Raw genomic sequence first — 12,279 nt, forward strand, 5'->3', positions numbered from 1 at the left:
TTCCGGCGGAAATCTGCCAGGCCGGGTGGCAGGGTGCAGATCGCATGGTACGGATGGACTTCCCATTTTGCTGTCATCCTGAGGGTTAATTAATTGTTTAAAATCAATATGAGTGACGTATAATTGTCTTCTCTTATCCTACGGCGCAGTCTTGCCTCGGCTCGCCGCCGCCGAAGGGCTCTTTCTTTTTGGTGTCAAAAAGAAACAAAAAACACCGGCTGAAAATTTTTCTTTCGAAGCTAGTAGGTTGGCTTGGGCAGTGCAGCCCGAAAAATTTGTTAGGCCGGATTTAGGTAGAACGGGGATACCGTGCTATGGCCTAGCTGGATGGAAATGCAAAAGCAGTTAAAGTGTTGATTATTAATGATTTTCAAAATAACGTCAATGGTAGGTACGAAGGATCTTTTGATTGCAGGTTATCGTGAAAAATCCGTCATTTCGACCGTAGCGGAGAAATCTTTTAAGTTAGGTTAATAGTACATTCTTTGCCCTGTGTCTTGCCTCGGTTAGCCACCGAAGGGCTTTTACTTTTTTCAGTGTTTGTATATGTTTTTATCTGTCTTTAAGCTTGCTTCGCAGGTTTCTTGATGAAAAAGAAACAAACCTGAGCGCAGCGAAAGCATGGCCTGCTATTAAAAAGGAACTGCAAAGCTTTCCGTGCTTTTTCCGGCGGAAATCTGCGAGGCCGGGCAGCAGGGTGCAGATAGCTAGGGGCATAAAATATTTATGTATTGATTACTTTGAAACTCTGAGGGGAACTCCCCTCCTGATTCAGGAGGGGTGGGGGTGGTTAGGAAACAAAATTTATTCTGCTCGCCTTTTGTTGGTTTGCCTCATTGTTTTTCCGTCATCCTTGAGTGCAGGATTTTTTAATGCCTTTATCGCGAAAAATCCGTTATCTCGACCGCAGTGGAGAGATCTTTGAACTTGCGTCAAAACGATGAGTAACACCTCCTCCTTCAGGAGGGTGCGGGAAGGTTCGCCCACTTTACCGGCATGTTCCCACGCAGCTATAGACCGAAATAACCCTAAAATAAGTTTCTCCTTACCTTTTATTTAGTTCATGTTGACCCGCCAACCGAAAGCGATACAAATCTTTGCTATCGCTGACCTTCAACTTGGCGCTGTTTCAACTAAAGCAAGTCCGAAGCAGTAGGCAAGTTAGTGTACAGCAGGGGATAAGCAAACCTGGCCGGAAGGTGGGGTAAACGTGGGATAGATGTGGGGTGAAGGTGGACTTTAGAATATTTTTTTTGGGATTTTTAAATCAGATTGATTAAATTGAGTGATCATCCCTTTTGTTTAACCTAATATACTAAAATTATGGCTAACCAGAATGGAATTATTAAAATCAACGGACAACTCGGCGATCTTGTTTTTTACAAACGCGGAAATAAAGATGTGGTCAGACAAAAAGCGGCCAGCAAACAGCAAACCGAAGCGAGCAAAAAAAGCAGTCGCGATTTTGGCAGCGCCAGCAGAAATGCCGCTTACATCCGTAAAGCATTTGCCCCACTAATTAAACTTTATGCCTATGGCGATCTTGTCAACCGCCTGAACAAACGTTTTATCGAAATCTTTAAAACCATCCCTGCCGAACACGCCGGAAATAAAAGGTTGATGGATGGTAACATCGCCCTGCTTAAGGGTTTCGAATTTAACAGTTGCAAATCCCTTGATCAGTTATGGCTTCGCGAAGCCGATTTGCGCATCGAACCCGGTGGATCAGTAAAACTGATGCTGCCTGGGGGCAAAACAAAAAGCCTCCTGAAACCACGTCCTAAGGCAACTGAAGCCCGTTTGCAGCTCATGGGCTTCCATTTCGACCTGGATGATAACGGCGGCTACGAAATGATGGAAGTAAATGATCTGGTGATCCCTTTACATCAAACCCATTTTCCGAAAACAAGCTTAGCCTTAAAGCTCGATCACCAGGGTAATAAAGCGTTGATTTTTGCCATGGGCATTTCTTTTTTTTCCGGCAGCGCGCGCTATACCGACCGACGTTATAATGCGGCTAAAATTATTCACGCCCTGCACGTAAAAGATGGTCTAATCGTCAATTTTGTGGCGCAACCTCAAGTGGAAAGCGAGGTAATGGAGCAGGGAGATAAGTTAAGCTGGAAGGTGGAGGAAGAGTGAGTTTGCTGTTATTTAATCACGGGTTTTAATTAAAGATAGTTTAATTACCCTTGTTTAGGGTACGTGAAACCGTATAGTATATTTAAAAAAACTATCAAATTTGACTCTTGTTTTATCGGTGGTGTTTAGTTTAATCGTTCAAAAAACGCTAATTTGTGGCCTTAAAATCATACAATGAATTACGGAACCCGCAAGCCTCTGTACATAATGGATTAGTTTATTTACTGGTGACGCAGGTGGTGGCGAATTAACATCCGCAGGTATAGTACCGTGAAATTTTAAACCTTGCTTAATATGAATTCTGAATTAATTTTATACCAATCTGAAGATGGGCAAACTAAAATACAAACCCGTTTAGAAAACGAAACCGTTTGGCTTACGCAAGATCAAATGGCCTTACTTTTCGGAAAGGCAAAATCGACCATAAACGAACACATTAAAAACGTTTATGAAGAAAAAGAGTTGGAAGAAAGCACCACCATGCAGAAATTCGGAAATTCCGAATTTCAGCAAAAACCGTTTAACTACTACAACCTTGATGTAATTATTTCTGTTGGTTACCGCGTAAAAAGCTTGCAGGGTACCAAATTTAGGCAATGGGCAACAGCCCGGTTACGGGAATATTTGGTAAAGGGCTTTACCATGAACGATGAACTGCTGAAACAAGCAGGGGGTGGCGATTACTTTGATGAGTTATTGGCTCGGATTAGAGACATCCGATCATCAGAAAAAGTATTTTGGCGCAAAGTATTAGATGTATATGCCACCAGTGTAGATTACGACCCAAATACCGAAACCTCGCAAACTTTTTTTAAAACCATACAAAACAAAATGCATTGGGCAGCACATGGACAAACCGCTGCAGAAGTGGTTTATAGTAGAATTGATGCTGCAAAACCTTTTTTAGGTTTAACTAACTTTAAGGGCGCACAGCCTACCGAACAAGAAATTGCTATAGCCAAAAATTATTTAAATGAGCAAGAACTTAATGTATTGAACCGCATGGTCACTGCCTATTTAGAGGTGGCCGAATTACAAGCCTTAAACCGCAAACCCATGTACATGCAAGACTGGCTGCAACGGGTTGATGACTTTTTACAAATGACAGGTAATGATATTTTAACTCATGCCGGTACGGTTAGCCATCAACAAGCCTTAAACAAAGCTAAAGAAGAATATATCAATTATAAAGAAAGCCTGAAAAACGAACTTTCTAAAGTAGAACAAGATTTTGTGCAGCATTTAGAACAAAGCACTAAACAGCTTAAAAAGAAAAACAATGGAAATTAAGCTGAAGAAATACAATGCCTGTAAAGATTGTGGTTTGGAATGGTTGGGAAGTTAGCATTTAGATTTGGTAGCGCAATTGGGTTCGGGTATTCCGCGTATTAGAAAGTTACCCTAAAAATTGTTCAAATTCTCTGATCATTTTCTGAGATGACATTTCCGATCAGCGACCAATTTAAGGCAAAAACCTTATTGAACACTTGAAAACTAAAAGTAGTGGATATTTTTTTTAAAAGAATGGGGGAAACCGTAAAAAGAGGTGTTATGAATTGGAGAGATTTGAGATGTATAGTTTAAACCAAAATTTATGGCCAGTTACAGATTAAATTTGAACCAGCAATCCAATGGCGATTATGAGGTTCACAAGGATGATTGCCAATATTATCCTTCGCAGAATTACGATTACTTAGGGTTATTTAGCTCCTGTGCACCAGCAGTTGTCGAGGCGAAAAGAAAACATCCCTATAAGAGGATTAATGGGTGTAAGTATTGTGCGAACCCGTGCCACACGAGTTAATGATGGAAGGGACAACAGTGATGATTGTCCCTTTTACTTTTAATAAAAACCTATCCGGCTTCCTTTTGCTTATCAATTAGAGAGCCTATTATTTTTTATTATAAATTGTAATTACTTAAATATGAACGATCCAGAAATAAGGTTACGATATTTCGGCTTCTTTTAATAATTTAGCTAAATATTCTACCTGCTGGTTTTAATTTAAGCAATTATTGCTAAATTATGTCGAGCCTAAATTACTCAAAAGATAAATGACTTTGATCGTTAACGAGCCTCAAGTTGAGTACGGATTTATTGGAAAACTAACCGATTTGAAATATACGTATCGGGCAGATATACGCGACCGTAATGCTTTGGAATTAAACTTCCGTCGGAAATTTGACGCATTGAATCGTGTAAACCTATCAGACGCTGAATTTGCGCGATTACGGGATGAAATTGTTACGCCAGATGTTTTTATAGCATCTAAAAACTTACGTCAAAAAAATACTTTTATCCGTGAAGATGGCACACCACTACAATATACTTTGGTTGATATTAAAGATTGGTGTAAAAATGAATACGAGGTAATTAATCAGTTACGGATCAATACAAAGGATACCAACCATCGATATGATGTTATTTTATTGATTAATGGGATACCTGTAGTACAGATTGAATTAAAAACATTGCAGATTAGCCCCAGAAGGGCCATGCAGCAGATTGTTGATTATAAAAATGACCCGGGTAATGGCTATAGCAATTCGCTGTTGTGCTTTATGCAGTTGTTTATTGTGAGCAATCGTTCTGATACCTACTACTTCTCCAATAATAAAAATCAACATTTTGCTTTTAATGCCGATGAACAATTTCTACCTGTTTACAAATGGGCGAGAGAAGATAATTCAAAAGTTGACAATTTATACGAGTTTACTGAGATATTTTTAGCGAAGTGTACTTTGGGCGAAATGATCAGCAGGTATATGGTGTTGGTAGAAAGTGAGCAGAAATTAATGGTAATGCGCCCATACCAGATTTATGCGGTTAAAGCCATTGTGAATTGCATTCAGCAAAATCGTGGTAACGGTTATATCTGGCATACTACAGGGAGTGGTAAAACCTTAACCTCGTTTAAAGCTTCAACGTTGTTGAAAGACAATCCTGATGTAGAAAAATGTTTGTTCGTAGTAGATCGTAAAGATTTGGACAGACAAACCCGGGAAGAATTTAACAAGTTTCAGGAAGGTAGCGTTGAGGAAAATACCAATACAGATACGTTGGTTAGGCGTATGCTTTCAGAAAGTTATGCCGATAAAGTGATCGTCACCACGATACAAAAACTAGGCCTGGCATTAGATCCTAGTCACCGTAAAAACTACAAAGAGCAACTTAAACCTTTAGCGGGTAAAAGAATGGTGTTTATCTTTGATGAATGCCACCGTTCGCAGTTTGGCGATAACCATAAAGCCATTAAGGAGTTTTTTCCGAATGCGCAATTATTTGGTTTTACAGGGACACCTATTTTTGATGATAATGCCACTTACAAAAAAATAGATGGGCAGCAAGCTTCATACTTAACAACTGAAGAAGTTTTCCAAAAACGCTTGCACGCTTATACCATTACACATGCTATAGAGGATGAAAATGTTTTGCGTTTCCATATTGATTATTTTAAAAGTCAGGGAGAATATGAACATAGGCTGGATAAAACCTACACTAAACAAGCTATTGTAGAAGCCATATCTGATAAGCATAGTGCCGCAACACATTCACGCAAGTTTAATGCGGTGCTGGCCACAGCTTCTATTAACGATGCGATTGCCTACTATAACCTATTTAAAGATATACAATTAAAAAAAGCAGCTTTATATGACGATTTTTATCCATTAAATATTGCTTGCGTTTTCTCGCCACCTGCAGAAGGTAATCAGGATGTAAAACAATTACAAGATGATTTACTACAGGAGAAAGCAGATAACGAAGTAGCACCGGAAGAGAAGAAACTGGCACTTAAAAGCATTATTAATGATTATAACAAACAATATGGTACCAATCATACCATTACAGAGTTTGATCAGTATTATCAGGATGTGCAACAACGCATTAAAGACCAAAAATATACCAATGCAGATTATCCGCATGCCAATAAAATAGATATTCTCATTGTGGTAGATATGTTATTAACTGGTTTTGATTCTAAATATTTAAATACATTATATGTAGATAAGAACCTGAAATACCACGGTTTAATACAAGCATTTTCAAGGACCAATAGAATTTTAAATGCGAGTAAACCTTATGGGCATATTTTAGATTTTCGTAACCAGCAGGATGCTGTTGATTATGCCATTGCTTTATTTTCTGGAGAAAACACCAGCAAGGCCAAAGAAATTTGGCTGGTTGATGCAGCACCTGTGGTGATTGGTAAATATGAAGAAGCGGTTACAAAGCTTAATCAATTTATGCAATCGCGTGGTTTAGTAACCAAACCTGAAGAGGTGAACAACTTAAAAGGCGATATGGCCCGTGCCGAATTTATTACCTATTTTAAGGAAATACAACGTTACAAAACACAACTAGATCAATATACTGATTTAAAAGAAGCCGAGCAGAAAAAAATAGAAAGTTTATTGCCAGATGAGGATCTACGTTCTTTTAAGGGCGCTTATTTAGAAACGGCTAAACGCCTGAAAGAGAAACAAGATAAGGGGGGCGAAGACACCAATGCGGATGTACAGGAACTGGATTTTGAATTTGTACTGTTTGCCTCTGCTGTGGTTGATTACGATTATATTATGGGCTTGATAGCCAAATATACGAACGCCAAACCATCTAAGCAGAAAATGACGCAAGAGCAACTTATTGATTTGTTGAGCTCAAGTGCCAACCTGATGGATGCCCGTGATGATATTGCAGCATATATTAAAAGTTTGGAGGTTGGGAAAAGCTTGTCTGAAAGTGAAATACGTGAGGGGTTTGAGCGATTTATAGAAGAAAAATCTGCTCAGGAGCTTACGATTATTGCCCATAAATACGGTTTAGCCGTTAAGCCCTTAAAAACTTTTGTGGAAAGCACGGTAGACCGGATGATATTTGATGCGGAACAATTAAGTGATTTGTTGGCGCCACTAGAGTTGGGTTGGAAAGATCGGGCCAAAAAGGAATCGGCCATTATGGAAGATTTAATGCCCCAATTGAAAAAATTAGCCAAGGGAGGCGAAATAGCGGGATTATCTGCTTATGAGTAATCAATTGCAAATTCAAAAATGACTAACAAATCTCAATTAAACATAAACGATTCGGCTTACAGCGAGATTTTACATCAGGCTATAAGCCAGATCAAGGTTGCACAGACGTTGATTGCAAAGCAAGTAAACAGTGCATCAAACTCTGTTTATTGGAATTTGGGAAAATTACTCTTTGAAAAACAACTGGAAGAAGGCTATGGTAGTGGCGTGGTGAAGCAGTTATCTATCGATCTCAAAAACGAATTTCCTGATATGGGCTTGTCGCCCCGTAATTTATGGAATATGAAACGCTATTATGAGCGTTATTATCAGGTAGATACAAAACTGCTACAGCGCGTAGCAGTTTTGCCATGGGGGCATAACTTGCTTTTGCTTGATAAGATACAATCAGCCGAAGAAGCTAATTTTTATGCAAACGAAGCAATATCCAAAGGATGGACGAGGGATTTATTGCTCAATGCCATAAAAATGGATACTTATGGCAATATACAGAAACAAATAAAATCAAACAATTTCGACCAGACACTTCCGGTAATACATGCAAACTACGCCAATGAAGTGTTTAAAAGCTCATATAACCTCGGTTTTTTAGGCATTACCACGCCAATAAAAGAGCTGGAATTGGAAAACAGGTTGATAGCCAAAATAAGGGCTTTTGTATTAGAATTGGGCAAAGGTTTTTCATTTATAGGAAACCAATACCGGCTGGAATACAACAACAAAGAATACTTTGTAGATATGCTTTTCTTTCATAGAGGCTTACAGGCATTGGTTGCTATTGAGTTAAAAATAGGGAGTTTTAAAGCCGAATATGTGGGGAAAATGAACCTTTATCTTTCACTCCTCGATAAATTGGAAAAGAGAGCAAACGAAAACCAATCTATTGGGATTATCCTCTGCGCAGATAAAGACCATTTAGATGTAGAAATAGCACTTCAAGACATCAACAAACCAATAGGCGTAGCCGAATACCAGCTTTTATTGCCTAAAGATGAGTTGCAAACCTTAGTATTAAACGAAATAAATGCATCAGAAGAAGAAAATGAGCAAGGAAAATAAATTGGTGCCAAAGTTGAGGTTTCCTGAATTTGAGAATGAGGAGGGATGGTATGAACAGCCGCTGGGTAAAATTTGTAAGTTAGTAAGAGGACCTTTCGGAGGGGCGTTAAAAAAAGATATTTTCGTGAAAAAAGGTCATGCCGTTTATGAGCAGTCTCATGCTATATATGAAGACTTCAGTTCCTTTAGATATTATATCAATGACGAAAAATTTTCAGAATTAAAAAGATTTTCTATTACTAGCGGTGATTTGATAATGAGTTGCTCTGGAACAATGGGTAAGTTTGCTAAAATTCCACAAAATTTTAAAAAGGGGATTATAAATCAAGCTTTGTTAAAATTGTCGGTTAACGAAAATAAAAGTATTGATTTTATCAAATTGTCATTAGAATTGCCGATAAATCAAGAGAAATTATTATCACAATCAGCTGGAGGTGCAATTAAAAACGTTGTCTCAGTTGACCAAATTCGAGAACTAAGTATATCAATACCAAATCCAGAAGAACAACAAAAAATAGCCGACTGCCTTTCTTCTTTGGATGATTTAATTACTGCAGAAAACGAAAAGCTAGCTGCATTAAAAAATCATAAAAGCGGTTTAATGCAACAATTGTTTCCTGCTGAAGGAGAGAAAGTACCCAAATTGCGTTTTCCTGAGTTTAAGAATAGTGGGGATTGGGAATTTGCTCCAATAGGCATTAAGATTAATTTGTTATCTGGCTACGCTTTTAAAAGTCATGAAATATCGGATAACGTAACTGGCACAAGATTGGTAAGAGGTATAAATGTTACAGAAGGCAGAATTAGGCATAGTATTGAAATTGACCGTTATTTTTTAGGTAGCTTAGAAAAACTTGGGAAATTTAGGGTTCAAAAAAATGATTTAGTAATTGCAATGGACGGCTCTAAAGTTGGAAAAAATACTGCACTTGTTACTGCCTCTGATGAAGGTGGATTATTAGTGCAACGTGTTGCAAGACTTAGAGCTGATTCGGAATCACTAATTAAATATATTTTTCATCAAGTTAATTCAGTAAAATTTCATAGTTATGTTGACAGAATTAACACAAGTTCTGGCATTCCACATATAAGTTCTGAGCAAATAAAAAGTTTTCAAATTCATTTTCCTCCTCTTGATGACGAATTACAAAAAATCGAAAATTTTATAAGTTATTTAAACAGTGAGATAAGTGAACAGACAAAAAAAATTGAAAGTCTCAAATTGCATAAACAAGGCTTGATGCAACAATTGTTTCCAACCATAAATTAATTATCCATGGCTAAAAAGATTTATAATTATAAAAATCTTAAAGAACTTGTGATAAGGCTCAGAGATGACCTGAAAACCTGTGATTTCATTTTGCTTTATGCACATAATGGCACAGGTAAAACCAGAGTATCTATGGAATTTAAGGAGCAGGGTAAAAAAAATAAGCTGAAGCAGGCTGATACCCTCTATTTTAATGCCTTTACCGAAGATTTATTTAGCTGGGATAATGATATCGTAAACGACAGGGAACGGGTTCTAAAAATTAATTCTTCATCTAAATTTTTTAGTGGCTTTCAGGAGTTAGAGTTAGAGAACAGAATTCGTCCTTTTCTAAACCGCTATGCAGATTTTGATTTTTCTATAGATTATGATAAATGGCAAATCAGCTTTAGCCGGGAGGTTCGTGTAAAAACGAATGTAAAGGGAGAAGTTCGGGAAAAAACAGAAACCGTTAACAGTATTAAGGTATCACGCGGTGAAGAAAATATGTTTATCTGGTGTGTATTTTTAGCCATTTGTCAGTTGGCTATAGATGGGGCAGAGGCTTACAATTGGGTTAAATACTTTTATATAGATGATCCTATTTCCTCTTTGGACGATAATAATGCCATTGCGGTAGCCAGTGATTTATCACAACTGCTGTTACAGGCTGAAGGAAAAATAAAAGTTGTCGTTTCCTCACACCACATTCTTTTTTACAATGTAGTTTGCAATGAAATTAAAAAGAAACCACACGAAAAATATTTTTTATATAAAAAGGCCGATCAATCTTACAGCTTAAGAAAAACTACCGATACACCTTATTTTCATCATGTAGCGTTGTTGAGTGAACTGAAGGAGGCAACGGTGTCAGGAAATATCAAAACCTTTCATTTTAATATACTCAGAAGTATATTGGAAAAAACCTCTTCATTTTTTGGCTTCAACGATTTTGGAAAATGTATTTATAATGTAGAAGATGAGGTTCTTTTTGAAAGAGCGCTAAATCTACTTAGTCATGGTAAACATTCAATTTATGAACCAGTTGATATGAATGACGATAACAAAGAATTATTTAAAAGGATATTGGACGCCTTTTTGGATAAACATCAATTTGAATTACCAGAATTATTAAAAGATAGTACCATACAAAAATTATAACATGACCGCATTAGAACAACAACAATTAGGGAAAACGCTTTGGGCAATAGCAGATGATTTACGTGGTTCGATGAACGCAGATGATTTTCGCGATTATATGCTCTCCTTTCTTTTCTTACGTTACTTATCCGATAATTATGAGCAAGCAGCCAAGAAAGAGTTAGGAGGGGATTACCCGATACTAGGTTCGGAAGATAAACGCACACCACTGGCTGTGTGGTACGAAGAGAATGCTGCAGATGTTTTGGAATTTGAAAAGCAAATGCGCCGTAAGGTGCATTATGTTGTAGAACCACAACATTTATGGACGAGTATATCAGAATTGGCCCGTAAACAAGACGGAGAATTACTTACTGTTTTACAGCAGGGCTTTAAATATATAGAAAATGAATCTTTTGAAAGTACCTTTCAAGGTTTGTTCTCCGAAATCAATCTCGACTCTGAAAAGCTGGGTAAAAACTATACAGAACGCAATAAAAGGCTTTGCACCATTATTCAAAAAATTGCAGAAGGTATTGCCAAATTTTCTACCAATACCGATGTTTTAGGTGATGCTTATGAATATTTAATTGGGCAATTTGCAGCAGGTTCTGGTAAAAAAGCTGGTGAGTTTTATACCCCTCAACAGCTATCAACGATATTATCTGAAATTGTTACTTTAGATAGTCAGGATCCTTCGCTAGGTAAAAAGAAAAAGATAGATAAAGTACTTGATTTTGCCTGTGGTTCGGGTTCTTTGCTTTTAAACGTTCGCAGGCAGCTGGGGGCATTTGGCATTGGCAAAATTTACGGACAGGAGTATAATATTACAACCTATAACCTGGCACGAATGAACATGCTTCTGCACGGTGTTAAAGATACTGAATTTGCCATTCACCACGGAGATTCGCTAGCTAACGATTGGGATATTTTAAACGAAATGAACCCTGCAAAGAAGATGGAGTTTGATGCTATTGTGGCTAATCCACCTTTTAGTTATCGTTGGGAACCAAACGAGGTAATGGGCGAAGACTTTCGTTTCAAAAGTTATGGATTGGCACCAAAATCGGCTGCTGATTTTGCATTTTTACTGCATGGATTTCATTTTTTGAGTAGTAATGGTACAATGGCAATTATTTTGCCACATGGGGTATTGTTCCGTGGAGGTGCTGAAGAGCGTATTCGAACCAAATTGTTAAAAGATAATCATATTGATACTGTAATCGGATTACCACCAAACCTGTTTTTTTCTACAGGAATACCGGTTTGTATCTTGGTGCTTAAAAAATGCAAGAAATTTGATGATGTACTGTTTATCAATGCCAGCGATCATTTTGAAAAAGGGAAAAGACAAAACCGCTTGCGCGATGGAGAAGGTGACGAGCCAAACGATATTCAAAAGATCGTAGAGACCTATAAAAACCGTTTAGAAGAAGTCCGCTACTCTCGTCGTGTTTCAATGGAGGAGATAGCGCAAAACGGTTATAACTTAAACATTTCCCGTTATGTAAGTACCTCTGTTGATGAAGAAATTATAGATTTAACAGAGGTGAACAAGCAACTGGTTGATATTGATAAGAAAATTGCAGATGCCAGGAATAGGCATAATGCGTTCTTGAAAGAATTAGGATTGCCATCTATTTAAATTTTATTAAAAT

At 37.6% G+C, this 12,279-nt stretch carries 7 protein-coding genes; all 7 read left to right on the forward strand.

Annotated elements, in window-relative coordinates; all coding sequences use genetic code 11:
- Window positions 1-1,323 precede the first annotated feature (1,323 nt).
- The 7 genes from ACFE6N_RS10360 to ACFE6N_RS10390 all read left to right on the forward strand — a co-directional run bounded on the left by ACFE6N_RS10360 (window position 1,324) and on the right by ACFE6N_RS10390 (window position 12,266).
- Window positions 1,324-2,142, forward strand: coding sequence for a hypothetical protein (locus ACFE6N_RS10360; protein WP_378936173.1), 819 nt, complete (start codon window positions 1,324-1,326; stop codon window positions 2,140-2,142).
- 294 nt (window positions 2,143-2,436) lie between these two features.
- Window positions 2,437-3,432 carry a virulence RhuM family protein gene (locus ACFE6N_RS10365; protein ID WP_378936175.1) on the forward strand — a complete coding sequence of 332 codons (996 nt, stop codon included), beginning with the start codon at window positions 2,437-2,439 and terminating at the stop codon, window positions 3,430-3,432.
- A 765-nt stretch (window positions 3,433-4,197) separates the two neighbouring features.
- Window positions 4,198-7,173: a type I restriction endonuclease subunit R gene (locus tag ACFE6N_RS10370; RefSeq protein WP_378936177.1), complete on the forward strand. Its 2,976-nt coding sequence runs from the start codon at window positions 4,198-4,200 to the stop codon at window positions 7,171-7,173.
- A gap of 18 nt (window positions 7,174-7,191) precedes the next feature.
- A complete protein-coding gene (locus tag ACFE6N_RS10375; protein WP_378936179.1) occupies window positions 7,192-8,232 on the forward strand; it encodes a YhcG family protein in 1,041 nt (346 codons plus the stop codon).
- Entirely contained in the window at window positions 8,198-9,502 is a 1,305-nt protein-coding gene (locus tag ACFE6N_RS10380; RefSeq protein ID WP_378936181.1) for a restriction endonuclease subunit S, read from the forward strand. The genes ACFE6N_RS10375 and ACFE6N_RS10380 overlap by 35 nt, the downstream gene beginning before the upstream one ends.
- A 6-nt stretch (window positions 9,503-9,508) precedes the next feature.
- Window positions 9,509-10,642 carry an AAA family ATPase gene (locus ACFE6N_RS10385; RefSeq protein WP_378936183.1) on the forward strand — a complete coding sequence of 378 codons (1,134 nt, stop codon included), beginning with the start codon at window positions 9,509-9,511 and terminating at the stop codon, window positions 10,640-10,642.
- 1 nt (window position 10,643) lies between these two features.
- The gene (locus ACFE6N_RS10390; RefSeq protein ID WP_378936185.1) at window positions 10,644-12,266 is read left to right on the forward strand and encodes a type I restriction-modification system subunit M; all 1,623 of its coding nucleotides are present in this window, start codon (window positions 10,644-10,646) and stop codon (window positions 12,264-12,266) included.
- The last annotated feature ends 13 nt before the right edge of the window (window positions 12,267-12,279 follow it).

Origin of the sequence: Pedobacter sp. BG31 (genome assembly GCF_042464845.1) — a bacterium.
Lineage (GTDB): Bacteria > Bacteroidota > Bacteroidia > Sphingobacteriales > Sphingobacteriaceae > Pedobacter > Pedobacter suwonensis.

Excerpts from the sequence above, each read along its gene's own strand:
- ACFE6N_RS10365 (WP_378936175.1), top strand. The coding sequence starts at position 2,437 with ATGAATTCTGAATTAATTTTATACCAATCTGAAGATGGGCAAACTAAA.
- ACFE6N_RS10360 (WP_378936173.1), top strand. The coding sequence starts at position 1,324 with ATGGCTAACCAGAATGGAATTATTAAAATCAACGGACAACTCGGCGAT.
- ACFE6N_RS10385 (WP_378936183.1), top strand. The coding sequence starts at position 9,509 with ATGGCTAAAAAGATTTATAATTATAAAAATCTTAAAGAACTTGTGATA.
- ACFE6N_RS10380 (WP_378936181.1), top strand. The coding sequence starts at position 8,198 with ATGCATCAGAAGAAGAAAATGAGCAAGGAAAATAAATTGGTGCCAAAG.
- ACFE6N_RS10370 (WP_378936177.1), top strand. The coding sequence starts at position 4,198 with ATGACTTTGATCGTTAACGAGCCTCAAGTTGAGTACGGATTTATTGGA.
- ACFE6N_RS10375 (WP_378936179.1), top strand. The coding sequence starts at position 7,192 with ATGACTAACAAATCTCAATTAAACATAAACGATTCGGCTTACAGCGAG.
- ACFE6N_RS10390 (WP_378936185.1), top strand. The coding sequence starts at position 10,644 with ATGACCGCATTAGAACAACAACAATTAGGGAAAACGCTTTGGGCAATA.